Source organism: Nonomuraea gerenzanensis (assembly GCF_020215645.1).
In the GTDB taxonomy this organism is placed as follows: domain Bacteria; phylum Actinomycetota; class Actinomycetes; order Streptosporangiales; family Streptosporangiaceae; genus Nonomuraea; species Nonomuraea gerenzanensis.
In genome coordinates this window covers 2512708-2536299 of sequence record NZ_CP084058.1, presented here as the reverse complement: position 1 = coordinate 2536299, position 23592 = coordinate 2512708, and the positions used below count along the sequence as shown (strand labels likewise).

Genomic DNA, 23592 nt, shown 5'->3' with positions numbered 1-23592 from the left:
AGCTCGGAAACGGCCGGTTCCTAAGGTCCGGCCATGCGGCTTACCTCACACGAGCAGGAGCGGCTGCTCATCCACGTCGCCGCCGGTGTGGCGCGCGAGCGGCAGGCCAGAGGCCTGCGACTCAACCACCCAGAGGCTACCGCCATCATCGCCTCGTTCCTCATGGAGGGCGCCAGGGACGGGCGCAGCGTGGCCGACCTGATGGAGGCGGGACGGTCGGTGCTCGGCCGGACCGACGTCATGGAGGGCGTGCCGGAGATGCTGGAGAGCGTGCAGATCGAGGCCACCTTCCCCGACGGCACGAAGCTGGTCACCGTCCACAGGCCGATCCCGTGATCCCCGGCGAGTACACCCACCCCGAGGGCACGATCGCGCTCAACCCGGGGCGCGAGCGGGTCACCGTGCGCGTGGTGAACACGGCCGACCGGCCGGTGCAGGTCGGCTCGCACTACCACTTCGCCGCCGCGAACCCGGGGCTGGAGTTCGACAGGAAGGCGGCCTGGGGGCGGCGGCTGGACGTGCCCGCCGGCACGGCCGTCAGGTTCGAGCCGGGCGTCGAGCGGGACGTGACGCTGGTGCCGCTGACCGGCCTGCGCGTGGTGCCCGGCCTGCGGCCGGAGTGGGCGGGGCCGCTCGATGGCTGACATCTCGCGCGCGCGATATGCCGCACTGTACGGGCCCACGACCGGCGACCGCATCCGCCTGGCCGACACCGACCTGTTCATCGAGGTCACCGAGGACCGGTCGATGGGCCCGGCCGGGGCCGGCGACGAGGCCGTCTTCGGCGGGGGCAAGGTCATCCGCGAGTCCATGGGCCAGGCCAGGACCACCCGGGCCGAAGGGGCCGCCGACCTCATCATCACCGGCGCGGTGATCCTCGACCACTGGGGCGTGGTCAAGGCCGACGTGAGCGTCCGCGACGGCCGCATCGTCGCCATCGGCAAGGCGGGCAACCCCGACACGATGGACGGCGTGGACATCGTCATCGGCCCGTCCACCGAGATCCTCGCCGGCAACGGCAAGATCCTCACCGCCGGGGCCGTCGACTCGCACGTGCATCTGATCTGCCCGCAACTCCTCGACGAGGCCATCGGGTCCGGTGTCACCACGGTGGTCGGGGGCGGCACCGGGCCCGTCGAGGGCACCAAGGCCACCACCGTCACCGGCGCCTGGTACCTGGGCCGGATGCTGGAGTCGCTCGACGCGTACCCGCTGAACTTCGCCCTGCTCGGCAAGGGCAACACGGTCAGCACCGAGGGCCTGCTGGAGCAGCTGCGGGCCGGCGCCTCCGGCTTCAAGCTGCACGAGGACTGGGGCACCACCCCGGCCGCCATCGACGCCTGCCTCAGCGTGGCCGACGCCTCCGGCGTGCAGGTCACGATCCACACCGACACGCTGAACGAGGCCGGCTTCGTCGAGTCGACGCTCAAGGCCATCGGCGACCGGATGATCCACGCGTACCACACGGAGGGGGCGGGCGGCGGGCACGCGCCCGACATCATCCGCGTGGCCGCCTACCCCAACGTCCTGCCCTCCTCCACCAACCCCACCAGGCCGCACACCGTCAACACGCTCGACGAGCACCTCGACATGCTGATGGTCTGCCACCACCTGAACCCGTCGATCCCCGAGGACCTGGCCTTCGCCGAGTCCCGCATCAGGCCGACGACCATGGCGGCCGAGGACGTCCTGCACGACATGGGCGCGATCTCGATGATCGGCTCGGACTCGCAGGCCATGGGGCGGATCGGCGAGACGATCATCCGGACGTGGCAGACGGCCCACGTCATGAAGGCGCGGCGCGGTCAGCTGGGCCCCGGCCCCGCCGACAACCTCCGCGCCCGCCGCTACGTCGCCAAATACACGATATGTCCCGCCATCGCCCACGGCCTGGACGCCGAGGTCGGCTCCATCGAGCCCGGCAAGCTCGCCGACCTCGTCCTGTGGGACCCGGCCTTCTTCGGCGTCAAGCCCGACCTGGTGCTCAAGGGCGGCGTGGTCGCCTGGGCCCAGATGGGCGACGCCAACGCCTCCATCCCGACCCCGCAGCCGGTGCTGCCCCGCCCCATGTTCGGCGCCTCACCGGTCACGGCCGCCGCCACGTCCCTCCACTTCGTCGCGCCCCTCTCCCTGGAGTCGGGGCTCGCCGACCGGCTGTCCGTACGGCGGCGGCTCGCGCCCGTGGCCGACGTACGGCGGCGGGGCAAGTCGTCCATGCCCCTGAACGACGCGTTGCCACGCATCGAGGTGGCACCCGACACCTTCGAGGTCCGCATCGACGGCGCCCTCGTCGAGCCCGCCCCGGCCACCGTCCTGCCCCTCGCCCAGCGGTACTTCCTGTTCTGATGCACCCGTCCCTGCTCCTGCTCACCGACTCCCGCCTCCCCGCCGGGGGTCACGCCCACTCGGGCGGCACCGAACGCGCGGTCGCGTCGGGGGCGGTGCACGACGTGCCGTCCCTGCGGTCCTTCCTGCGCGGCCGCCTCCACACGGCCGGCGCCCTGTCCGCGGCCCTCACGGCGGCGGCCTGTAGGGAGGCGGGCCGATGGGGCGCGGTGCTTGCGGACGCGGCCCGCACGCACGCGACCCACGCGGAAGCGACCCACGCGGAAGCGAGCCACGCGGAAGCGAGCCACGCGGAAGCCGCCCTCGGCGCGCCGCGTCGGCGAGACGTGGTGCGGCCGGGCCCGGCGCACGTGGACGGCGCCCAGCCGACCGACACGCAAGCGGCACCGCATCCGTGGGTGGTGCTGGACGCCGAGGTGGACGCCAGGACCGCCTCCCCCGCCCAGCGCGACGCCTCCCGCACCCAGGGCCGCCTGCTCCTCCGGGTCGCCCGCCGCGTGTGGCCATCCCCCGTGCTGGACGACCTCGCCCGCCTCACCCCCAGCCCTCACCACCCCATCGCCCTGGGCGCCACAGCACACGCAGCCGGAGCCACTCCCGAGGAAGCCGCACTGGCGGCGGCGTACCACGCGATCACCGGCCCGGCCACGGCAGCGGTCAGGCTCCTGGGCCTGGACCCGGTGTCCGTGCACGCCCTCCTCGCCGACCTCACCCCCGACCTCACGGCCGTAGCCGCTCAAGCCTGCCTGCCCACCATCGCCACACCCACCTGGGAGGCGCTACCCGCGCACTCCGCACCAGCCCTGGACCTCCTGGCCGAACAACACGCCCGAGCCCAGATCCGGCTGTTCATCTCATGACGCAGAAGGGACCCCGAACATGGGAGCCAACCACGCCGACCACCACCACGCCCCCGACGGCCATGGCCGCGCGCTGCGCCTGGGCGTCGGCGGCCCCGTGGGCAGCGGCAAGACGGCCCTGGTGGCCGCCCTGTGCCGCACGCTCGGCCCGTCGTTGTCCCTGGGCGTGGTGACGAACGACATCTACACCACCGAGGACGCCGACTTCCTGCGCCGCGCAGGCGTCCTGGACCAGGACCGCATCCTGGCCGTCGAGACCGGCTGCTGTCCCCACACCGCCATCCGCGACGACATCGCCGCGAACCTCGACGCCGTGGAAACCCTGGAACACCGCTTCGGCCCCCTCGACCTGGTGATCGTGGAGAGCGGCGGCGACAACCTGACGGCCACGTTCAGCCGAGGTCTGGCCGACCGGCAGATCTTCGTGCTGGACGTGTCGGGCGGCGACAAGGTGCCCCGCAAGGGCGGCCCCGGCGTCACCACGGCGGACCTCCTCGTGATCAACAAAACCGACCTGGCCCCGATGGTGGGCGCCGACCTGGGCGTGATGGACCGCGACGCGGCAGCCGTACGCGGCGAGCGCCCCGTCCTGTTCACCTCGATCCGCCAGGACCCCACCGCCGCCACCGTCGCCACCTGGGTCTCCGAGCAGGTGCACGCCTGGTCCCACACCCACGCCTCCCCCGTCTCCTGATGACCACCCGAACCGTCAAGGGCCGCACCACGGGTGGCCGCCGGGCGATGCGGGCGAGCGCCGCCGTGGCGACCGCGCGAGCCGCCGACGGCCGTACCGTCATCAGCAGGCTGGCCTCGGCACCCCCGCTGACGCTGCGCCAGACGGGCCCGCACACCGTCCACCTCGTCTCCACCGCCGCGGGCCCGCTCGGCGGCGACCATCTGGCGCTCGACCTGGACGTCGCCCCACGCACCACGCTGGAGCTGGGCTCGGTGGCGGCCACACTGGTGTTGCCCGGCGAGGGCACGTCCGAGCTGCTCGTCACCGCCCGCGTCGGCGCGGGCGCCACGCTCCGGTTCGCGCCGGAGCCGACGGTGCTGGCCGCCGGCTGCGACCACCGCCTCCTGGTACGGCTCGCGCTGGAGGCGGACGCGAGCGCGCTGTGGCGCGAGGAGATCGTCTTCGGCCGCCACGGCGAGGCTTCGGGACGTTGCCACGCCCGTTTCGACGCCACCCGGGACGGCCTGCCGCTGCTCCGCCAGGAGTTCACGGTGGGCGACCCGGACCTCGACGGCTCCTCGGCGGTGTACGGCTCGGCCCGCTGCGTCGGCACCACGTTCCTGACGGCGGCGGCCAAGGAGGCGGCGGTGGCGGAAGGCGTCGCGGTCCTCCCGCTGGCCGCCCCCGGCACCCTGGTGTCCGCGCTCGCCGCCGACGCCGTCCAGCTCCGTGCCCGCCTGGAGTGGGGCGAACGCACAGCAGCATCCGCCTGAAGCGAACCCGCGCCCCACGACGCCCGCCCGAAGCCGGACACGCGCCACCGCACCGCCAGTCCTTGCCCGCACCTTGGTGACGACTCCGTTGCGTACGGTGGTGAGCCGGACCTTCCCGGCATACAGTGATCGTGTGGCCGACGACCTCATGCCCACACCCGCCCGCCGCAGAATCCGCCGTGGCTACCCCCTGGCCGTCGCCGCCGCCGGCGCGCTCCTGGTGTACTGCGCGGTCCTGCCGTGGGCCGCGGTCCAGGCGACGAGCAGTCTCATCGCCGCCGGGGTGGCCAGCGACATCCGGGGCATCGACGCCCCCTCAGGCGTCTACACGCTGATGGCCGGGCTGGTGGCGCTGGGTTGCGGGCTGGCGGGCCTGCTGTCGTCCCGTCCCAGGCTCGCGGCCCTGGCCGTCGTCCCGGGCGGCGTGGCCGTGGTGGTGCTGGTGCGGTTCGTGATCGCCGGGAGCGGGAGCCTGCGTGACCGCATCTCCTTCGATTTCGGCGGCCTGCTGTCGATCGAGCCGGTGCTCAGGTTCGGCTGGTTCGCCGCGCTTGGCTGCGCGCTGGCGATCGTGCTGCTGTCGGTCCTGGTGTTGTTCCGCAGGTCGTGACGGGGGTCAGCGGTTCAGCTGGTCGATCTTGGCCGCCTGCATGGCGCTCAGCCGCCGTACGTACCAGGCGGTGACGATCACCACCGGCACGGCCAGCACGTGCACCGCCACGAGAGGCCAGATCTCCGGCACGAACACGAGCGCCACATGCTCCTCCCCGTCGATCTCATCGCTGTTCGTGCTGAGGAAGTCCGTCCAGTCGAGCCAGAACAGCGGCCAGGACAAGAGGGTGAGCAGCCACAGCGCCCACCACGTGTGCAGCAGCCCGGCCGGGGCCATCGCGCCGGCGCGGCCGGGCGGGCTGGAGGCGTGCCAGACGTCGTCGGCGATCTGCTTGGGCAGCCAGAAGTTGGCGATCGGGATGAACCAGCCGTACACGGCCATCGAGGGGCGGTAGCGCAGCCGGCCGGGCGCGAGCTGTTCGGCGACGGCCCGTACCCGGTGGAACCAGAGCAGCCAGCACAGCACCAGCCCCACGCCGGAGACGATCTGGGCCACCAGCATGACGAGGCTGAGCTCCTCGGCGTCCTCGTCGGCGTCCCAGAAGTCATCCTCCGGCACCAGCCTGCCCACATCCTCGAAGAGGTTGAGCTGGTGAACGACGATGCTCAGGGAGATCAGCCCGAACAGGGCGAGCATCACGAAGACGGCGACCTGGTAGCCGGCGGTCGGGTGCAGCGGGCCCGCGCCACGCATGCGGCGGCGCTCGTCGGCCAGCAACGGCTGCGCCGCCCGGGGAGGTGACGGCGCCGTCGTGCGCGGAGCGCCACCGACCATGCCCGGCGCCGTCGTGCGCGGAGCGCCGCCATCCATGCCTGCCGCCGCCCCTCGTGGAGCGCCGCCATCCATGCCCACCGCCGCCGGGTGCGGGCCGCCGCCGATCCAAGCGCCGTCCGTTCCAGGAGCCGACTGGTCGAGGGCGGTCAGCGCCAACGTGCGGCGCTGAGCGATGACGTGCGTGAGCGCCTCAGGCAGCCACGGCCCCTGGCCGGGCCCGCCACCGGGGGAGGCCAGCGCGGTGAGATGCCCCAGCACCTGCTCCAGCCCGGGCCGCGCAGCGGGATCCTTGGCCAGGCAAGCGGCCACCAGACCGGCGAGCGGGGCGGGCACCCCGCTCAGGTCGGGCTCGGCGTGCACGACGCGGAAGACGACCGCGTGCACCGGCCCCTCGCCGAAGGGGCTGCGCCCGGTGGCGGCGAAGGCCAGCACGCAGCCGAGCGAGAACACGTCCGAGGCCGGCCCCACCTGCTGCCCCGCCGCCTGCTCCGGCGACATGTACGCGGCGGTGCCGAGCACGGCCGAGGTCTGGGTGTGGCTGGTGGCGTCCAGGGCGCGGGCGATGCCGAAGTCGATCAGGCGGGGGCCGTCCTCGGCGAGGATGACGTTGGCGGGCTTGAGGTCGCGGTGCACGACCTCGCAGGCGTGCACGGCGGCGAGCCCCTCGGCCAGCCCCGCCCCCAGCACCGCGACCGACGCCACCGGGAGCGGCCCGTGGTCGTGGATGGCCTGGTACAGGGAGGGACCGGGGATGTAGGCGCTGGCCAGCCACGGCGGGGTGGCCTCCGTGTCGGCGTCCACGACCTGCGCGGTGTAGAACCCGCCGACCTTGCGCGCGGCGGCCACCTCGGCGGCGAAGCGGCGCCTGAAGTGCGTGTCGTCGGCGAGCTGCGGGCGCACCACCTTCACCGCGACCAGCCGCCCGCCTGGGGAGCGGCCCAGGAACACCTGTCCCATGCCGCCCTCGCCGAGGCGGGCGTGCAGCCGGTAGGGGCCGAGCTGGATGGGGTCGCCGTCGCGTAGGGGGTTGGCCATGACACCGCTTCCGCCTGGGGGATCTTCGCCGGTCGGAGTCGATGATCTCAAAAAAGATCAGTCGTAGAAGCCGAGCCGCCGCAACTGCTTCGGATCGCGCTGCCAGTCCTTGGCCACGCTGATGCGCAGGTCGAGATAGACTCGCGTGCCCATCAGCGCCTCGATCTGCTTGCGCGCCTTGGTGCCCACCTCGCGCAGCCGCTCGCCCTTGTGCCCGATGACGATCGCCTTCTGCGACGGCCGCTCCACGAACATGTGCGCGTAGATGTCGAGCAGGTCGTCGCGCCCCTCGCGGGGCAGCATCTCATCGACGACCACGGCGATGGAGTGCGGCAGCTCGTCGCGTACGCCCTCCAGCGCCGCCTCCCTGATCAGCTCCCCCACCAGCACCTGCTCCGGCTCGTCGGTGAGCTGCCCGCCCTCGTAGAGCGGCGGCGACTCGGGCAGGTGCTCGATCAGCACGTCGGCCACCACGTCGAGCTGGTCGCCCGACTGCGCCGACACCGGCACGATCGCGGCGAACTCCGCCACCTGCGACACCGCCAGCAACTGCTCGGCGACCTGCTCCTTGCTCGCCAGGTCGCACTTGGTCACGATCGCGATGACCGGCGTCTTCTTCACCGCCGACAGCTTGTCGGCGATGAAGCGGTCACCCTTGCCGATGGGCTCGTTGGCGGGCACGCAGAAGCCGATCGCGTCGACCTCGGTCAGCGTGGACAGCACCAGGCTGTCGAGCCGCTCGCCCAGCAGCGTGCGCGGGCGGTGCAGGCCGGGGGTGTCGACGATGATGAGCTGGGCGTCGGGGCGGTGCACGATGCCCCTGATGACGCGCCTGGTCGTCTGCGGTTTGGACGAGGTGATCGCCACCTTCGTGCCGACCAGGGCGTTCATCAGCGTGGACTTGCCGACGTTCGGCCTCCCCACGAAGCAGGCGAATCCGGCGCGATGGTTGTCTGGCGAAGTCACATGTGCATTGTGTCCCATCATCGAGCGTGTTCACGCCACCACGCGAACGCCAGGGGCGCCACCCCGGGTGTCCAGGCGGTCGTGCTCAGGCCGGGCAGCTCCTGCTCGGACACCCACCGGAAGTCGTTGATCTCCACCTCGTCGGGCGTGGGCGCGGCCGAGCCGGGGGCCAGCGCGCAGCCGTAGGCGGCGATGACGTAGGCGACCTCGTGCCCGTTGGGGTAGCGGGTGCGGAACTCGGGCCCGCCGTACACGCCGATCAGCCCGCGCACCTCGATGTCGACGCCGAGCTCCTCGTGCAGCTCCCTGACCACGGCGTCCTCGGGCCGCTCGTCCGGGTCCACGCCGCCGCCGGGAGCGGCCCAGAGCCCCACGTCGCCGTGCCGGGCCAGCAGCAGCCGGCCCTCGTCGTCGAACACGAACCCCGACACCGACGGCAGCATGAGCAGGTCGCCGCCGATCTTCTTCCGCAGGTTCGCCAGGAACGGCGACATCGGCATGGTCAGCCTCGCAGGGTGCCGTCGGGGCCGGCCACGAGCAGCTTGCCCACGCCCAGCTCGGCCGCCACGGCCTCGTCGGCTGGGCTCGGGTCGCCCTCGCTCACCAGCGCCACGGCCTCCAGGGACTGCGCGCCGCTGGAGATCGCCATGGCCACGGCCACCTGCACCGCCGACAGGGTCAGCGCGGACAGGCGCACGTCCGTCGCGGAATAGGTGCGGCCGGTCTCGTCGCGCACGGCCGCCCCCTCGGCGGAGCCGTTGCGCGCCCTGGCGGCGCGGGCCAGCGTGATGATCTTGCTGTCTTCTGGATTCACCCAACCAGGTTAGGTGCTGACCATGGAGATCGCCGCCTCGACCACCTTCCTGGTACGGCCGGCGTCCACCTCGTTCATGCCCGTGTGCACCACGGACACCAGCGTGTCCCCGACGCGCGACAGCACGACGTCCATCGCGTAGGGGTAGCCGTTCAGCCGCCCGCTCAGCCGCGCCCCCACGGCCTCGTCGCCGGCGTCCCGCACGGGCAGCTCCCGCAGCCGCAGGTCGGTGCCGCTGGAGGTGCGTACGGAGCGGCACGCCCCCATCGCCTCGGCCAGGGCGTCGAGGTGCCCCTCCGCCTCCTCGCCCGCGTACCTGGCCAGGCCCACTCCGGCCTGCTCCCCGAGCCCGTCGCCGTGGTAGCTCACCGCGGCCTGCGCGGTCAGCGCCTGCCCCGGCGCCCGCCCGCCGGCCGGCTCCAGCACGGCCCTGCAGTTCCTGTCGGCCTGCCCGAACGGCATCCGCCACGCCTGCTCCGGCCTGACCGTGAAACCGTCGGGCAGGGGTGGCTCCTTGCTGAGCACTTCGCGCAACTGCGCCATGGCCTGCGCGTCGATGAAGCTCTCGGCCCCACCTCCGCCGCATCCCGCCAGGAGGCCCGTCACCAGCACGGAAGCGATGATCCATGGTTTTCGTTTCATGATCCCCCCTTGGTCGCAGCCTCCCCAACCGACGAATGCGGCAATCCACCGGAGTGACCACCAACACGCAAAAAGGGTGTTCTCATCCGGTTTTCCGGACGAGAACACCCTTTACGCCGATCAGCGTCGCGACCGGCTAGCAGGCCGAGACGCTGTCGTCCCCCCAGGAACGCCATCCTCCGGCCGCGAACCCCACCCGGCCTTCGGATGCCTCCCCCTTTGTGACACCCACCGCACTGGATGTCGTGATTGAAGAGTGCCGGACGGGGCTTGCAGAAGACTTGTAGAACGCTTGCGGCTTGCGTCCACATTCGTCCGCGAGGGAGGTCAGTCGCGTTCAGCGGCGGCCGGGACGACCTCGTCCTCGGGAGGCGTCACCCGCCGCACCACCACCGTGCTGATGCGGTTGCGCCGCCCCGCCAGCGTCTCCGCCGTCAGCGACAGCCCCGCCACCTCCGCGTGCGACCCGGCGATCGGCACCCGCCCGAGCGCGTGGGCCAGCAGCCCGCCCACGGTCTCGACGTCGTCCACCTCGATCTCGGTGTCGAACAGCTCGCCCAGCTCGTCCACCGGCATACGGGCGGTCACCCGCAACCCGCCGTCGGACACCGGCTCCACCCGCGGCGCCTCCTGGTCGTACTCGTCGGTGATCTCACCGACGATCTCCTCCAGGACGTCCTCGATCGTGACCAGGCCGGCGGTGCCGCCGTACTCGTCGATGACGATGGCCATGTGGATCTGCCGCGCCTGCATCTCCCGCATGAGCTGGTCGATGGGCTTGCTCTCCGGCACGTACGCGGCCGACCGCATGATCGTCTCGACCGTCTCCTTGCCCCCACCCTCGCCCGACTCGTGAATCTTGCGAGCGATGTCCTTGAGATAGGCGATGCCGATGACGTCGTCCTCGTTCTCCCCCACCACCGGGATGCGTGAGAACCCGCTGCGCAACGCGAGCGACAGCGCCTGACTGATCGTCTTGCCGCGCTCGATGTAGACCATGTCGGTACGCGGCACCATCACCTCGCGCACCAGCGTGTCACCCAGCTCGAAGACCGAGTGGATCATCTCGCGCTCGTCCGGCTCGATCACCCGGCGCTCCTCGGCCAGGTCCACCAGGTCACGCAGCTCGGCCTCCGAGGTGAACGGGCCGTCACGGAAACCCTTGCCGGGCGTCAGCGCGTTCCCCAGCAGGATGAGCAGCTTGGGCAACGGGCCGAAGATGCGCGTCAGGCCGTACACGATGGGGGCGCTGGCCAGCGCCACCGGCTCGGCGTGCTGACGCCCCAGCGTCCGCGGCATGACCCCGACCACCACGTAACTCGTCAGGATCATCACCACCGCGGCCCACACATAGGCCCAGCCCTGATCGTGCAGCAGGTCGATGAACAGCAGCGTCGCGATCACCGTGGCGACCAGCTCGCAGCTCAACCGCAGCAGCAGGAGCAGATTCAGATAGCGCGGCGGATCGATCACGATCGCCTGCAATCGCGCGGACCCGCGCCGGCCCTCACGCGCGTACTCCTCGGCACGCACCCTGGAGATACGCGTCAGCGCCGTTTCCGCACTGGCGATGAGGCCACCGACGATGACGAGGCCGATGGCCAGTGGCAACCAGGCGTTCACCGCGGGTTGCGCACCTCCTGCCACGACTCGAGGAGCCGGGCCTGCAACCCGAACATCTCCTTGTGCTCCTCCGGCTCGGCGTGGTCGTAACCGAGCAGGTGCAGGATGCCGTGCGTGCACAGCAGCTCCAGCTCCTCGGCCGTGCTGTGCCCCGCCTCCTCCGCCTGCCTGGCCGCGACCTGCGGACAGAGCACGACGTCACCGAGCAGCGCCGGATCGGCGGGCCCGTCGGACTCGCCCCGCGCACCGCCACCGGGCCGCAGCTCGTCCATCGGGAACGCCAGCACGTCGGTCGGCCCCGGCTCGCCCATCCACTTCTCGTGCAGCTCCGCCATGGCGTCCTCGTCGACCACGACGATGGACAGCTCGGCGAGCGGGTTGATGCCCATCTCGCCGAGCACGTGCGTGGCCAGGGCGACGATGCTCTCCTCGTCGACCCCCACGCCGGACTCGTTGTTGATCTCGATGCTCATGGCCGCCGCTTCCCCCGCTGCTGAATGGCCTTCGGCTCCTGCGACGACGCCTGCTGGGTGGCGTCGTAACGGCCGTACGCGTCCACGATCTCACTGACCAGCTTGTGGCGTACGACGTCGGAGCTGGTCAGCCGGGAGAAGTGGATGTCGGGGATGCCGTCGAGGATCTCCTGCACCACCCTCAGCCCGCTCACCGTGCCGGACGGCAGGTCCACCTGCGTGACGTCACCGGTCACCACGATCTTGGAGTTGAAGCCGAGCCGGGTGAGGAACATCTTCATCTGCTCGGCCGAGGAGTTCTGGGCCTCGTCGAGGATGATGAAGGCGTCGTTCAGCGTGTTGTGGGTGAGGAGGAAGTCCTCGGTGACGTAGAGGGAGTCCTCTGCGGCCACCTGGATGCACACGCACTCCGCCGTGCCGCGGGGCTCGATGCGGTCCACGAAACGCATGGGGCGACCGCCGCCGTGCTTACGGTAGACCTCCGCCTTTCGCGACAGCCGGAAGGGCTCGATGCCCTCGGGAAGCCGGATGTCGAGGACGTACGCGTCGTGACGGTGATGGACCTGCCGTCCCCTCGCCAGGCCGGGCTTCCTTCCGGCAGCCGGGCGGGTGCGCCAGTAGACGACTCCCCCAAGGGATTGCACAAGGGAGACGACGTCGTCACGGAGCCTGGGCGAGACAGTGGAGAACTGGACGCGGCAGGTGCGGCCCTCCTGGGCGACGGGGCCACCGTCGGCGTCGAGCAAGCCCTGGAGAACCGAGAGCCTGATCTCTGGCGTGTTGCGCTGGTAGAGCTCGGGCACGAACTTCGTGGACGACCCGCAGCCCGACAGACCCAGCTCACGCATGACCTCGGCGACCGGATTGGCGATCGTCATGCTGTCGCCGGGCTCTCGCACCCTGTTGAGCACGTAGTCGGGCCCGCTCTTCCACCGCACCTGCATGCCCGGAAGAGCAGCTTCGAGCGCCCCGGCAAGCTCCGCGTCGTTCGTCGCGAAGCTCGGAGTCGTCGTCCCGGTGACACAACCGTCTCCCAGGAGCAGACCGAGCGCGTAGGCGTCCAGGGGGACGTCACGTTCGGGGAAGCAGACCGGCGCGCTGAGCAGCGGCAACTCCCACTTGCGGTAGTGAGCCGTCCGCAGGTCGCCGATCATGTCTTTGGTCTGCAGCACCCGCCAGGGCTTACCCCGGCTGGCGTCATCGCGGGTGCGAACAGCCCAGAGGTGGTCCTCGGAGGCGAGCACCGAAGCACCATCCTGGCTGTATAGCCGATAGATCTTCTGCTCGCCTTGCGGGTAGACCCCCAGCACGGGGGTCGGCTCGCCGTTCGACCCGATGACGAGGTCGCCGACTTCCAGCTCCCCGATGGAGCGCCATCCATCAGGGGTGAGAACACCTGTTCCCACTGGGAGTGACCTACCCCGCATGTACGCGAGCGGCGCCACCTCGATCGTCCCCGCCGCCATGAGCTTCGGGATCGAGTCGGGGTCGACCATGTCGTGCAGCGCGTCGTAGAGCGGCCGCAGGTAGGGGTCGATCTTCTCGTAGAGCGTGCCGGGCAGGAAGCCGAGCCGCTCGCCGGCCTCGACCGCCGGGCGGGTCAGGATGATGCGGTTGACCCGCTTCTCCTGCAGCGCGCGCACGGCCTTGGCCATCGCGAGGTAGGTCTTGCCGGTGCCCGCCGGGCCGATGCCGAAGACGATCGTGTGCTTGTCGATCGCGTCGACGTACCGCTTCTGGTTGACGGTCTTGGGCCGGATGGTGCGGCCTCGCGAGGACAGGATGTCGAGGGAGAGCACCTCGGCCGGGCGGTCGGAGGTCATGCGGAGCATGGCGATGCTGCGCTCGACCGCGTCGGGGGTGAGCTCGCCGCCGCTGCGCAGGACCTCGACGAGCTCCTCGAAGAGGCGCACCACGGTGCCGCTCTCGTCGGGGCTGCCGGTGACGGTGATCTCGTTGCCGCGCACGTGGATGTCGGCCCTGAAGGCGCCCTCGATGACACGCAGCAACTCGTCGCGGGAGCCCAGGAGGCTGACCATCGGGTATTCGTCCGGTATCAGCACCTTCGCTTGAGTCCGCGAGGGAGGTGCTGTGCGTCGGGATTCGTGTAGTTCGGACATGGGCAGGCCAGCGGCCTGATGCCTCCCGGTCTCTTTCGGAGTTCTTCTCCGCCCATCGTATCCGGGAGCAGGCCGATTGCTCTCGCCAATATCACCCGCGTCCCGCCATCCCGGTCGTCCGCGGCGGAGGACCGGGGCTGTCGTCCGGAGTGAGCGGTGCGGCTAGCCGGGCGGCCAGGTCAGGTCGCGCCCGCCGAGGACGTGGGCGTGCACGTGGAAGACGGTCTGCCCGGCGCCCGCCCCGGTGTTGAACACGATGCGATAGCCGCCCTCGGACACGCCGTCGAGGACCGCGACCTCGTGGGCGGACTTGAGCACCTCGTCGGCGAGGCCGTCGTCGGCCTGCGCGAGGGCCGCGGCGTCGGCGTGGTGCTCCTTCGGGATGACGAGCACGTGCGTGGGCGCCTGCGGCTTGATGTCGCGGAACGCCAGGGTCCGGCCGGTTTCGTAAACGATCTCGGCGGGAATCTCATTGGCGACGATTTTGCAGAAGAGACAATCGCTCACCCGATCACCCTACAGACCCCCTGCTGTTAGCAAGTCCGTTGCGAATCGGTAATCAGCTGTGTCGTGCACCGGATGATCCACACGGTTAGGGTGAGTGTGCGACACTTCAGCTTAAAAGACGATTCAGGGTCGGGCGAGCGCCACCTGGCGAGGACACGACTGGGTAATGCACCCTAACGAACCGGGGAAACCTCAAGAACCGGAAGAGCGTAAACCCTCTGGGAAGGCCGCGCGTCCCACTGATGTGACCACCGAAACCCTTCTGGCCGACAGGTCGATGGGCGGGGTGCCGGTCGGGTGGGATGCCGACATGGCCGTGACCGCGCTGTACAGCGCGCACTTTCGGTCGTTGGTGCGTCTCGCGGTGTTGCTGGTGCGCGACATTGCAACAGCTGAGGAAGTCGTGCAGGATGCGTTCGTCGCCATCCATGGTGCCTGGCGTAGGCTGCGTGACCCCGACAAAGCACTTGCCTATCTACGTCAGTCTGTCGTCAACAGGTCCCGGTCCGTGCTGCGTCACCGCGCGGTCGTCGAGAAGTACGCCCCCAAGGGCTTGCCTGACGCCCCGAGCGCCGAGAACGGCGCGATCGGCGAGCTGGAACGCTCCGCCGTGATCGAGGCGTTACGAGCCCTGCCGACCCGACAGAGAGAAGCCCTGGTTCTACGCTACTACGGTGACTTGTCCGAAGCTGAGATCGCCCACGCCATGGGCATCAGCAAGGGCGCGGTCAAGAGCCACACCGCACGTGGCATGGCCGCCCTGCGATCGGTCCTGGAGAAGATGTCATGACCCAGCCCCCCGACGAGTACGGCGATCTGCTTCGCCGTGCGCTCCGCGCGGAGGCGGACGAGGTCGTGCCCTCGCCGGAAGGACTGCAGATCATCCGCGCCCGCATCGAGCGGCGCGGCGCGCGTAACCTGTTCTGGTGGCGCGCGGGCGCCGCCGGCGTCGGCGCCGTCCTGGTCGCCGGCGCGATCGTGATGGCGATCCCCAACCTGCGCTCCCAGATCATCGAGCAGACCGTCGCGCCCGTGCGCGTCACCTCCACCGAGACCCCGTCCAACTCCTCCACCACGCGCTCGCACCAGCCGCCGGCCGAGGAGCCGGCCCCTCAGCAGTCCCAGCCGGTCGTCGTGGTGCCCGAGACGTCGGCGCCGCCGACGCCCAAGCCCACCCGCAAGGCCGGTTCGACCAGCAGGCCCTCGCCCTCGCCCAGCCCGACGCCGACCACCTGCCCCTCGCCGCTCGCCGAGCACGCCGAGCCGCCCGCCGACTGCCCCGAGGCCGCGCCCTCCCCCACGCCCACCGTGGAGGAGACGACGGGGCAGCCTTCGGCCTGTCCTCCTGAGGAGTGCCCGGCGCCCGACGAGGTGACGGAGACCCCCACCGAGCTGGCCAGCCCGCTGCTGGACACCTCGCAGACCACGCCCTGACGGCGCTACCAGCGTCCGGTGCGGCTGAGCAGCACCGCCGCCGCCGCGACCCCCGCCGTGGACGTCCGCAGGACCGTCGGCCCGAGCAGCACCGGCGTCGCCTTGGCGGCGCTGAACCCGGCCAGCTCCTCCTCCGAGACCCCGCCCTCCGGCCCCACGACCATGACGATGTCGCCGCCCGCGGGCAGGGCCACGCCGGACAGCGGCTCGGCCGCCTCCTCGTGCAGCACCAGCCCCAGCGCGGCCTCCGACAGCAGCCGCTCGACCTGTTTGGTGGAGGCCAGGTCCGTCACCTCGGGCAGGTGGAAGCGGCGGGCCTGCTTGCCCGCCTCGCGGGCGGTGGAGCGCCAGCGTCCGAGCGCCTTGGCGACCTTGTCGCCCTTCCACTGCGTGATGCTGCGCGCGGCGGCCCAGGGGACGATGACGTCCACGCCCGCCTCGGTCATCATCTCGACCGCCAGCTCGCCCCTGTCGCCCTTGGGCAGCCCCTGGACGACGACGAGCCGGGGCCGGGGGGCCTCGACGTCGTAGCGGCGCAGCACGTCCAGGCGGAGCGCGTCCTTCAGCGTCTCGCGCACGACGCACTCGGCCACTGCGCCGGCGCCGTCGGTCAGGTCGACGCGCTCGCCGGGGCGCAGGCGGCGCACGGAGGCCGCGTGCCGCCCCTCGGGCCCGTCGAGGGTCAGCTCAGGGCCGTCGAGGCCCTGAGCCAGGAAGACCGGGACCGTCACCGGCCGTTGAAGGCGTCGCGCAGCCGCGAGAAGAAGCCCTGCTGCCCCGGCGCGAACTTGCCCGGCGGCCGCTCCTCGCCCCGCTGCTTGGCCAGCTCGCGCAGCAGGTCCTCCTGCGCGGTGTCGAGGCGGGTGGGGGTCTCGACGTTGACGTGGATCAGCAGGTCGCCCCTGCCGGACTCGTTGAGCCGCTGCACGCCCCTGCCGTACATGGTGATGACCTGCCCGGACTGCGTGCCGGGGCGGACGTCCACCTCTTCGGCGCCGTCGAGTGTCTCGACCGTGAGGATGGTGCCGAGCGCGGCGGCGGTCATCGGGATCTGGACGGTGCAGTGGAGGTCGTCGCCGCGCCGTTCGAAGATCTCGTGGTTGCGCTCGACGATCTCCAGGAAGAGGTCTCCGGGCGGGCCGCCGCCGGGGCCGACCTCGCCCTCGCCGGCGAGCTGGATGTGGGTGCCGTCCTCGACGCCCGCCGGGATGCGGACCTTGATGGTACGGCGGGTGCGCACGCGGCCGTCGCCGGAGCACTCCTGGCAGGGGTGGCGGATGATGGTGCCGAAACCGCCGCACTGCGGGCACGGCCGCGAGGTCATGACCTGCCCCAGGAAGGAGCGGGTGACCTGGGAGATCTCGCCGCGGCCGTTGCACATGTCGCAGGTGTCGGGGTGGGTGCCCGGTGCGGCGCCGGCGCCGTGGCACACCTCGCAGAGCACGGCCGTGTCGACGACCAGCTCGCGGGTGGTGCCGAACGCGGTCTCGCGCAGGTCCAGCTCGACCCGGATGGTGGCGTTGCGGCCCCTGCGGGCCCGGGAGCGGGGGCCTCTGGCGCCGGTCGCGGTGCCGAAGAAGGCGTCCATGATGTCGCTGAACGGGAAGCCCGCGCCGAAACCGCCCGCGCCGGCGGCTGCTCCCGCGCCGCCGAAGGGGTCGCCACCCAGGTCGTACATCTGGCGCTTGTTCGGGTCGGACAGCACCTCGTAGGCCTGCGTGATCTCCTTGAACCGCTCCTGGGTCTCAGGATCGGGGTTCACGTCGGGGTGCAGCTCGCGGGCGAGTCGGCGGTAGGCCTTCTTGATCTCATCCTGACTTGCGTCACGGCGCACCCCGAGGGTGGCGTAGTAGTCGCTGTTTGCCACTTATCGACCTCTTATGATGCAGCCAGGATCTGGCTGACGTAGCGTGCCACCGCGCGTACGGCGCCCATCGTCACGGGATAGTCCATCCTGGTCGGCCCCAGCACACCGAGCCGGGCCAGTTGGTTGTCGCCAGAACCGTATCCGGTCGCGACGACGGATGTCCCCCGCAGGTACGGGTTTTCCGCGCCGATGCGCACGGTGAGCGCGGACGGGGTGTCGGAAGTCTCGCCGAGCAACCGGATGAGCACGACCTGCTCCTCCAGTGCCTCCAGCACGTCGCGCAGGCCGGTGGCGAAGTCGGCGCCGGCGAGATTGGCGGCGCCCGCGAACACGATCTTCTCGTCGTGCCGCTCGACCAGCGTCTCCAGCAGCACGGACAGGATCGTGACCGCGGCGGGCCGGTCTTCTGGGGCCAGCCGCTCGGGCAGGTCGGCGACCAGGTCGGGCACGCTGCTCAGGCCGCAGCCGTCGAGGCAGGCGTTGAGCACGGCGCGCAGGTGCGCGATCCGGGTCTCCTCCACCACCTCGGGCAGATCGACCACCCGCTGCTCGACGCGGCCGGTGTTGGTGATCAGCACGAGCATGACGCGCCGGTCCGTGAGCGGGACCAGCTCGACGTGCCTGACGGTGGAACGGGTCAGCGTCGGATACTGCACGACCGCCACCTGCCTGGTCAGCTGCGCGAGCAGCCGGACCGTGCGGGTGACCACGTCGTCGAGGTCGACCGCGCCGGCCAGGAACGTCTCGATCGCCCTGCGCTCGGCCCCCGACAACGGCTTGACCTGCGAGAGCCGGTCGACGAACAGGCGGTAGCCCTTGTCCGTCGGCACGCGGCCCGCGCTGGTGTGCGGCTGGGTGATGTAGCCTTCCTCCTCCAGCGCGGCCATGTCGTTCCTGACCGTCGCCGGGGAGACCTTCAGGTTGTGACGCTCGGCGAGTGCCTTGGAGCCCACCGGTTCGTTGGTGGACACGTAGTCTTCGACAATGGCGCGGAGCACCGCCAGCTTTCTATCGTCGAGCACGTGCTCACCTCCTGCCTCTGTCCATATCAGGAACGCGAGGTCTAGCACTCTGTGTTCCCGAGTGCCAAGTGTACGGCTCTCGCCCACAAGGTGCGATAACACCGCGTCCCTCATCCTGCTTCTAGCTTCTTCGAAGCGACAGGCCTCACACTTGCCGATATGACCGACGATTCCCGGCCTCCGTCGTACGGCCCGCCGCCTGGGCAGGGTCCCTACCCCGGTCCGCCGCCGCGGCCTCCCCAGTACGGCCCGCAGCCGGGGTCCCAGCCCGGTCCCCCGCCTCCTCCGCCGTACTGGCAACCACCGTCCGGGCAGGCTCCACCGCAGCACGGTGAGGCCACCCAGTTCGGCCCGCCACCTCAGTACGGACAATACGGCCAACAAGCACAATTTCCACCACGAAACAACTCCAAAGCCATAAAGCCCAGCTTGTGGTGGCTCGTGGCGGTCTGGGGCGTGTTCCTGGCGTGCGGGGTGGCCGGCGCGCTGCTGTTCACCGGCGGCGTGGTGACCAGCGTGGCGGATCTGGCTCCGACCAGGACGTTCGCGTCCGGCGAGAGCGTCACGGTGCCGGTCGACCCGGCCGACAAGCCCGGCGTCTACATCGCCAGCGACACCCAGGTCCGCTACGAGTGCTCCATCAGCGGGCAGGCCAAGCTGGCCAGGACCACGGGGTCGCAGAAGGTCACGGTGAACGGCGCGGTGTGGGAGCAGTTCCTGGTCATCAACGCGCCGGCCAAGGGCGACTACCAGCTCACCTGCACCAACCAGGAGCAGGCCGCCGTACGGTACGGCGTGGGCCGCGACGCCTTCTCCGCCGTGGGCGGGATCACCGGCGGGCTGGCCGCGCTGTTCCTGATCCCCGGAGCGGGGCTGCTCGTCGCGATCGGCGGCACCATCACCGTGCTGGTCCGGCGCAGCGGTGCCCGCAAGCGCCTTGCGGTCAGCGGGTGATTTGCTACGGTCCCCGTGTGTACGAGGGCGATGTACTGGCGGGAAATTGGCGGCGGCCGGGCAAGGGGAAGATCCCGAAAGTGCCCGCCGAGCAGGACCTCGTCGTGGAGGACGCCGACAGCGGCTTCTGCGGCGCCGTGGTGGCCTGCGACAAGGAGGCCGTCACGCTGGAGGACCGGTTCGGCAAGCGCCGCCTGTTCCCGCTCGCACCCGCCGCCTTCCTGCTGGAGGGCCGCCCCGTGACCCTGGTACGCCCTGCGGCGGCCGCACCGGCGGGGCCCCGGCGCAGCGCGTCCGGCTCGATCGCCGTGGAGGGGCTGCGGGCCAGGGTCGCCAGGGAGAGCCGGATCTACGTCGAAGGCGTGCACGACGCCGCCCTGGTGGAGAAGATCTGGGGGCACGACCTGCGGGTCGAAGGGGTCGTGGTCGAGTACCTGGAGGGCGTGGACGACCTGCCGGCCATCGTCGAGGAGTTCGGCCCCGAGCCGGGCCGCCGGCTGGGCGTGCTGGTCGACCACCTCGTGCCGGGGTCCAAGGAGAGCCGGATCGCCGCCGGGATCACCTCGCCGGACGTGCTGGTGGTCGGGCACCCGTTCATCGACATCTGGCAGGCGGTCAAGCCGTCCGTGCTGCGCATCCCCGCCTGGCCGGACGTGCCGCGCGGAGTGCCGTGGAAGGAGGGCGTCATCGCCGCGCTCGGCTGGCGCGTGGAGCCCGCGCAGGCGTGGCGGCGGATCCTCGGCGCCGTCTCGACGTACACGGACCTGGAGCCGGAGCTGCTCGGCCGGGTCGAGGAACTGATCGACTTCGTTACGGAGACACCATGAGCCAGGACCCGCCCCAGCCGCCCGACGACGACGCCACCCGCAGGGTCACGCCCGAGGACCTCCCGCCCGCCCAGGGCTCCGGCCCCCAGCAGCCGGGCTACGGGCCTCAGGGTCCCTCCTCCGGCCAGCAACCGGCCTACGGGCAGCCGTCCTATGACCAGCAGGCCCCGTACGGGCAGCAGCCCGGCTCCGCGCCGAGCTTCGGCCGGCAGCCGCCCTCCGGCTACGGCCAGCCGGGCGGTTACCCTCCGCCGGGGGGCTACCCTCCTCCCGGTGGATACCCGCCGCCCGGTGGTCACCCTCCTCCCGGAGGCTACGCCCCGCCCCCGAACCAGCCACCCGGCTACGGGTACGCCCCCGGCCGGGGCGAGCCGTACATCCCGGGCAGGTTCGGCCCCCGTCCCGGCAGCGACGACACCACGATGGCGATGCTGTCCCACCTGCTGGGCCTGCTGGTCTCGTGGATCGGCCCGCTGATCATCTACCTGATGAAGAAGGACGAGTCCCCCTACGTCAGGGACCAGTCGGCGGAGGCGCTCAACTTCCAGATCACGATGTTCATCGGCTACCTGATCTCGGGCATCCTGACGGTCGTGTTCATCGGCATCGCGCTGCTGCCGGTCATCTGGATCCTGTCGCTGATCTTCCACATCCAGGCGGCGATGGCCGCGCAGAAGGGCCAGCCCTACCGCTACCCGCTCTCCATCCGGATGATCAGCTAGCCGAGCAGGTCCAGGATCAGCGCGTCGGCCAGCAGCCGCCCCTGCAGGGTCAGCACCAGCCGCCCCCGCTTGAACGGCTCCGGCTCCAGCAGCCCGCGGGCCAGCGCGCTCGCCACGGTGGTGCGCGCGCCGGGCGCCACGTCGGCCAGCGGGTAGCCGGAGTCGAGCCGCAGCTCCAGCATGAGCCGCTCGGCGTCGCGGTCGTCCTGGGCGAGCACCTCGCGGGCGTGGGCGGGCGAGGTGCCTGCGGCCAGCCGCTGGGCGTAGGCGGCGGGATGCTTGACGTTCCACCAGCGGGTGCCGCCGACGTGGCTGTGCGCGCCGGGGCCTGCCGCCCACCAGTCGCCGCCGGTCCAGTAGAGCAGGTTGTGCCGGCACCGGGCCGCGTCGGAGACCGCCCAGTTGGACACCTCGTACCAGCGGAACCCGGCCTGCGCCAGCAGCTCGTCGGCGATCAGGTAGCGGTCGGCGGCCACGTCGTCGTCGGGCATGGGCAGCTCGCCGCGCCGGATCCTGGCCGCCAGCCTGGTGCCGTCCTCGACGATCAGCGAGTACGCCGACACGTGGTCGGGCCCGGCCTCGATCGCCGCCGTCAGCGAGGCGCGCCAGTCGTCGTCGGTCTCGCCGGGCGTGCTGTAGATCAGGTCGAGGTTGACGTGCTCGAACCCCGCCTGCCTGGCCTCCCGCACGGCCGCCGCGGCCCTGCCGGGCGTGTGCCGCCGGTCCAGGACCTGCAGGACGTGCTCGCGTACGCTCTGCATGCCGAAGCTGACCCGGTTGAAGCCGCCGTGACGCAGCTTGTCCAGATAGGCGGGATCGACGGACTCGGGGTTGGCCTCCGTGGTGACCTCTGCCCCCGGCCGCAGCCCGAACTCGGAGTCGATCGCCGCCAGGATCCGCGCCAGGTCCTCCGGCGGCAGCAGCGTGGGGGTGCCACCTCCGAAGAACACCGTCTCCACCGGCAGGTCGGCCTCGCCCAGGACGCGGCGGGCCAGGCGCACCTCCTCGACGACCGTGTCCGCGTAGTCGCGGTGCGAGGCGCCGGGCCCCAGCTCGGCGGCGGTGTAGGTGTTGAAGTCGCAGTAGCCGCAGCGGGTCACGCAGAACGGCACGTGCACGTAGAAGCCGAACGGGCGCTCGCCCAGGCCGCGCAGGGCGCTGTCGGGCAGCTCGCCCGTCGCGGGCGCGGGATCGCCGTCAGGCAGGGTGGATGGCACGCCTCCCAGTCTGCCCGGCTCCCAGGGGTGCTCCTGACTACATCGAAGGGGAGAACATCATGGCAGGCATCGGCATCGGCATCGTCGGAGCGGGCATCACGGGGCTGACCCTCGCGCTGCGGCTGCAGCAGCTCGGCATCGAGGCGACGCTCTACTGCGAGTGCGACGCGGACACCTTGCGCAAGGGGCGGCTGCCGAACACGGTCGGCCGGGCCGGCCACACCCTGGCCAGGGAGCGGGAGCTGGGCAGCGAGCACTACCGCGACCCGGGCGCGATCATGCCCACGGCCATGCTGTCGCTCAAGGGGGACCCGCCGCTGGAGTTCACGGGCAGCTTCGGCGACCCGTTCCACGCGGCGGACTTCCGCCTGCTGATCCCGGCGTTCATGGACGACTTCGCCGCACGCGGCGGCACGATCGTCGTCTCCGGCACGGCGCCGGACGCCGAGCAGATCGACCGCTGGTCGCGGGGGCACGAGCTGATGGTGGTGGCCGCGGGGCGGCGCTCGGTGGCCGAGCTGTTCCCGCGCGACCCCGCGCTGTCGCCGTACGAGCGGCCGCAACGCCTGCTGGCGGCAGGGCTCTTCCGCGGCTTCCATCCCAGCAACGCCTTCATGTTCAACATCTCCGGCGGCGTGGGCGAGATCTTCCGCGCGCCGATCGTGACGCGCGAGGGCGTGGCCTCCACCGTCATCGTGGAGGCGGTCCCCGGCGGCCCGTTGGAGGTGGTCACCCGGCTGCCCTGGGACGAGGTGCCCGGCGCGCTGCTCCCGCTGTTCCGCGAGCACACGCCGCGGCTGGCCGAGCGGCTGGATCCGGACGCGTTCGAGCTGCTGGGGCCGGACGACCTGCTGCAGGGCGCGATCACGCCCACCGTGCGCCGGCCGGTGGCGGAGCTGCCGAGCGGCCGGATGGCCCTGGCCGTCGGCGACGCCTACATCACCAACGACCCGCTCACCGGCCAGGGCGCGAACCTGGGCTCCCGGTGCGCCTGGATCGTGGCCGACGCGATCGCGGCGGGCGGGCCGTACGACGCCGCCTTCTGCCGGGCCGCGGCGGCGCGCATGTGGGAGGTGGGCGGGCCGGTCACGCACTGGACGAACGCGTTCCTGCGACCGCCCGCCGAGCACGTCACGCGCCTGATGCTGGCGGCCGGGACCAGGCAGGACGTCGCCGATCTGATGGTCGGGCTGTTCTCCGACCCCGTGTACGCGTGGTCGGTGCTGTCGAGCCCCGAGGAGGTCTCGCGGATCGTTGACGGGGACGGGCGGCGGCTCTACGATCGCGTCTAACTTATAGGAAAGTTTCCTATATAAGTGCCGGGAGC

General features: G+C 71.4%; 25 protein-coding genes and 3 pseudogenes. 13 read left to right on the top strand and 15 right to left on the bottom strand.

All coding sequences use genetic code 11. The features are described from left to right. The first annotated feature begins 33 nt into the window (after positions 1–33). From LCN96_RS12180 to LCN96_RS12150, 7 genes are all read left to right on the top strand, one after another. Positions 34–336: an urease subunit gamma gene (locus LCN96_RS12180; protein ID WP_148439241.1), complete on the top strand. Its 303-nt coding sequence runs from the start codon at positions 34–36 to the stop codon at positions 334–336. Beyond that, entirely contained in the window at positions 333–644 is a 312-nt protein-coding gene (locus LCN96_RS12175) for an urease subunit beta (RefSeq protein ID WP_225272704.1), read from the top strand. Before LCN96_RS12180 ends, LCN96_RS12175 begins: the two co-directional genes overlap by 4 nt. Further along, a complete protein-coding gene (locus LCN96_RS12170; protein ID WP_225272703.1) occupies positions 637–2346 on the top strand; it encodes an urease subunit alpha in 1710 nt (569 codons plus the stop codon). The genes LCN96_RS12175 and LCN96_RS12170 overlap by 8 nt, the downstream gene beginning before the upstream one ends. Further along, entirely contained in the window at positions 2346–3206 is an 861-nt protein-coding gene (locus LCN96_RS12165; RefSeq protein WP_225272702.1) for an urease accessory protein UreF, read from the top strand. Before LCN96_RS12170 ends, LCN96_RS12165 begins: the two co-directional genes overlap by 1 nt. Before the next feature lie 19 nt (positions 3207–3225). Continuing rightward, positions 3226–3900 carry an urease accessory protein UreG gene (ureG, locus tag LCN96_RS12160; protein WP_225272701.1) on the top strand — a complete coding sequence of 225 codons (675 nt, stop codon included), beginning with the start codon at positions 3226–3228 and terminating at the stop codon, positions 3898–3900. After that, on the top strand, positions 3900–4655 hold the full coding sequence (locus tag LCN96_RS12155; RefSeq protein WP_225272700.1) for an urease accessory protein UreD: 756 nt from the start codon (positions 3900–3902) through the stop codon (positions 4653–4655). The genes ureG and LCN96_RS12155 overlap by 1 nt, the downstream gene beginning before the upstream one ends. A gap of 133 nt (positions 4656–4788) precedes the next feature. Next, on the top strand, positions 4789–5265 hold the full coding sequence (locus LCN96_RS12150; RefSeq protein ID WP_225272699.1) for a hypothetical protein: 477 nt from the start codon (positions 4789–4791) through the stop codon (positions 5263–5265). Positions 5266–5271: 6 nt separating this feature from the next. On the opposite strand, the gene LCN96_RS12145 is transcribed toward LCN96_RS12150, so the two are convergent. From LCN96_RS12145 to LCN96_RS12095, 11 genes and pseudogenes are all read right to left on the bottom strand, one after another. Beyond that, complete coding sequence (locus LCN96_RS12145) at positions 5272–7077, bottom strand: protein kinase domain-containing protein (protein WP_225272698.1); 1806 nt, start codon at positions 7075–7077, stop codon at positions 5272–5274. A 57-nt stretch (positions 7078–7134) separates the two neighbouring features. Beyond that, positions 7135–8043 carry a GTPase Era gene (gene era / locus LCN96_RS12140; protein WP_397351878.1) on the bottom strand — a complete coding sequence of 303 codons (909 nt, stop codon included), beginning with the start codon at positions 8041–8043 and terminating at the stop codon, positions 7135–7137. A 17-nt stretch (positions 8044–8060) separates the two neighbouring features. Next, positions 8061–8537 carry an NUDIX domain-containing protein gene (locus LCN96_RS12135; RefSeq protein ID WP_225272696.1) on the bottom strand — a complete coding sequence of 159 codons (477 nt, stop codon included), beginning with the start codon at positions 8535–8537 and terminating at the stop codon, positions 8061–8063. An 8-nt stretch (positions 8538–8545) separates the two neighbouring features. Next, positions 8546–8857 (bottom strand): cytidine/deoxycytidylate deaminase family protein, encoded by a 312-nt coding sequence (locus LCN96_RS12130; protein ID WP_225272695.1) that lies wholly within the window; start codon positions 8855–8857, stop codon positions 8546–8548. A 9-nt stretch (positions 8858–8866) separates the two neighbouring features. Next, complete coding sequence (locus LCN96_RS12125) at positions 8867–9499, bottom strand: hypothetical protein (RefSeq protein WP_225272694.1); 633 nt, start codon at positions 9497–9499, stop codon at positions 8867–8869. A 327-nt stretch (positions 9500–9826) separates the two neighbouring features. Further along, on the bottom strand, positions 9827–11122 hold the full coding sequence (locus tag LCN96_RS12120) for a hemolysin family protein (RefSeq protein WP_225272693.1): 1296 nt from the start codon (positions 11120–11122) through the stop codon (positions 9827–9829). Further along, on the bottom strand, positions 11119–11595 hold the full coding sequence (ybeY, locus tag LCN96_RS12115; RefSeq protein WP_225272692.1) for an rRNA maturation RNase YbeY: 477 nt from the start codon (positions 11593–11595) through the stop codon (positions 11119–11121). The genes LCN96_RS12120 and ybeY overlap by 4 nt, the downstream gene beginning before the upstream one ends. Further along, positions 11592–11933: pseudogene (locus LCN96_RS12110) on the bottom strand (PhoH family protein); the annotation flags it as partial. The gene ybeY and the pseudogene LCN96_RS12110, both read right to left, overlap by 4 nt. A 264-nt stretch (positions 11934–12197) precedes the next feature. Beyond that, positions 12198–12443, bottom strand: a pseudogene (locus LCN96_RS12105) (LAGLIDADG family homing endonuclease); the annotation flags it as partial. A 561-nt stretch (positions 12444–13004) separates the two neighbouring features. Then, positions 13005–13634 (bottom strand): annotated as a pseudogene (locus tag LCN96_RS12100) (PhoH family protein); the annotation flags it as partial. Positions 13635–13877: 243 nt separating this feature from the next. Then, the gene (locus LCN96_RS12095; protein WP_225272691.1) at positions 13878–14222 is read right to left on the bottom strand and encodes a histidine triad nucleotide-binding protein; all 345 of its coding nucleotides are present in this window, start codon (positions 14220–14222) and stop codon (positions 13878–13880) included. 277 nt (positions 14223–14499) lie between these two features. Here LCN96_RS12095 and LCN96_RS12090 point away from each other — a divergent pair, with 277 nt between their 5' ends. Next, positions 14500–15012 carry a SigE family RNA polymerase sigma factor gene (locus LCN96_RS12090; protein ID WP_185112522.1) on the top strand — a complete coding sequence of 171 codons (513 nt, stop codon included), beginning with the start codon at positions 14500–14502 and terminating at the stop codon, positions 15010–15012. After that, a complete protein-coding gene (locus LCN96_RS12085) occupies positions 15009–15656 on the top strand; it encodes a hypothetical protein (RefSeq protein ID WP_225272690.1) in 648 nt (215 codons plus the stop codon). Before LCN96_RS12090 ends, LCN96_RS12085 begins: the two co-directional genes overlap by 4 nt. A gap of 5 nt (positions 15657–15661) precedes the next feature. On the opposite strand, the gene LCN96_RS12080 is transcribed toward LCN96_RS12085, so the two are convergent. Genes LCN96_RS12080 through hrcA form a run of 3 tightly spaced genes read right to left on the bottom strand, consistent with a single transcriptional unit; the run spans position 15662 to position 18545 of the window. Then, complete coding sequence (locus LCN96_RS12080; protein WP_225272689.1) at positions 15662–16387, bottom strand: 16S rRNA (uracil(1498)-N(3))-methyltransferase; 726 nt, start codon at positions 16385–16387, stop codon at positions 15662–15664. Then, positions 16384–17523, bottom strand: a complete 1140-nt coding sequence (dnaJ, locus tag LCN96_RS12075) for a molecular chaperone DnaJ (protein ID WP_185109080.1) — start codon at positions 17521–17523, stop codon at positions 16384–16386. Before dnaJ ends, LCN96_RS12080 begins: the two co-directional genes overlap by 4 nt. 11 nt (positions 17524–17534) lie before the next feature. Beyond that, positions 17535–18545, bottom strand: a complete 1011-nt coding sequence (hrcA, locus tag LCN96_RS12070; RefSeq protein ID WP_225272688.1) for a heat-inducible transcriptional repressor HrcA — start codon at positions 18543–18545, stop codon at positions 17535–17537. 429 nt (positions 18546–18974) lie between these two features. Between hrcA and LCN96_RS12065 the strand changes: the two genes are divergently transcribed. The 3 genes from LCN96_RS12065 to LCN96_RS12055 are packed head-to-tail and all read left to right on the top strand — an operon-like array spanning position 18975 to position 21048. Beyond that, a complete protein-coding gene (locus tag LCN96_RS12065) occupies positions 18975–19499 on the top strand; it encodes a hypothetical protein (RefSeq protein WP_225272687.1) in 525 nt (174 codons plus the stop codon). Between the two features lie 17 nt (positions 19500–19516). Beyond that, positions 19517–20326, top strand: coding sequence for a DUF3097 domain-containing protein (locus LCN96_RS12060; protein ID WP_225272686.1), 810 nt, complete (start codon positions 19517–19519; stop codon positions 20324–20326). Then, positions 20323–21048, top strand: a complete 726-nt coding sequence (locus LCN96_RS12055; RefSeq protein ID WP_225272685.1) for a DUF4870 domain-containing protein — start codon at positions 20323–20325, stop codon at positions 21046–21048. The genes LCN96_RS12060 and LCN96_RS12055 overlap by 4 nt, the downstream gene beginning before the upstream one ends. Here LCN96_RS12055 and hemW read toward each other — a convergent pair. Continuing rightward, entirely contained in the window at positions 21045–22265 is a 1221-nt protein-coding gene (gene hemW, locus LCN96_RS12050; protein WP_225272684.1) for a radical SAM family heme chaperone HemW, read from the bottom strand. The two genes, LCN96_RS12055 and hemW, sit on opposite strands and share 4 nt — an antisense overlap. A 59-nt stretch (positions 22266–22324) precedes the next feature. On the opposite strand from hemW, the gene LCN96_RS12045 reads away from it, so the two are divergent. Beyond that, positions 22325–23557 carry a styrene monooxygenase/indole monooxygenase family protein gene (locus LCN96_RS12045; RefSeq protein WP_225272683.1) on the top strand — a complete coding sequence of 411 codons (1233 nt, stop codon included), beginning with the start codon at positions 22325–22327 and terminating at the stop codon, positions 23555–23557. Positions 23558–23592 lie beyond the last annotated feature (35 nt).

Bases quoted from the DNA above. Each gene is read 5' to 3' on its own strand.
- LCN96_RS12180 (WP_148439241.1), top strand. From the start codon at position 34: ATGCGGCTTACCTCACACGAGCAGGAGCGGCTGCTCATCCACGTCGCC.
- LCN96_RS12170 (WP_225272703.1), top strand. From the start codon at position 637: ATGGCTGACATCTCGCGCGCGCGATATGCCGCACTGTACGGGCCCACG.
- LCN96_RS12165 (WP_225272702.1), top strand. From the start codon at position 2,346: ATGCACCCGTCCCTGCTCCTGCTCACCGACTCCCGCCTCCCCGCCGGG.
- ureG (WP_225272701.1), top strand. From the start codon at position 3,226: ATGGGAGCCAACCACGCCGACCACCACCACGCCCCCGACGGCCATGGC.
- LCN96_RS12155 (WP_225272700.1), top strand. From the start codon at position 3,900: ATGACCACCCGAACCGTCAAGGGCCGCACCACGGGTGGCCGCCGGGCG.
- LCN96_RS12145 (WP_225272698.1), bottom strand. From the start codon at position 7,077: ATGGCCAACCCCCTACGCGACGGCGACCCCATCCAGCTCGGCCCCTAC.
- LCN96_RS12135 (WP_225272696.1), bottom strand. From the start codon at position 8,537: ATGTCGCCGTTCCTGGCGAACCTGCGGAAGAAGATCGGCGGCGACCTG.
- LCN96_RS12125 (WP_225272694.1), bottom strand. From the start codon at position 9,499: ATGAAACGAAAACCATGGATCATCGCTTCCGTGCTGGTGACGGGCCTC.
- ybeY (WP_225272692.1), bottom strand. From the start codon at position 11,595: ATGAGCATCGAGATCAACAACGAGTCCGGCGTGGGGGTCGACGAGGAG.
- LCN96_RS12090 (WP_185112522.1), top strand. From the start codon at position 14,500: ATGGGCGGGGTGCCGGTCGGGTGGGATGCCGACATGGCCGTGACCGCG.
- LCN96_RS12085 (WP_225272690.1), top strand. From the start codon at position 15,009: ATGACCCAGCCCCCCGACGAGTACGGCGATCTGCTTCGCCGTGCGCTC.
- LCN96_RS12055 (WP_225272685.1), top strand. From the start codon at position 20,323: ATGAGCCAGGACCCGCCCCAGCCGCCCGACGACGACGCCACCCGCAGG.
- LCN96_RS12045 (WP_225272683.1), top strand. From the start codon at position 22,325: ATGGCAGGCATCGGCATCGGCATCGTCGGAGCGGGCATCACGGGGCTG.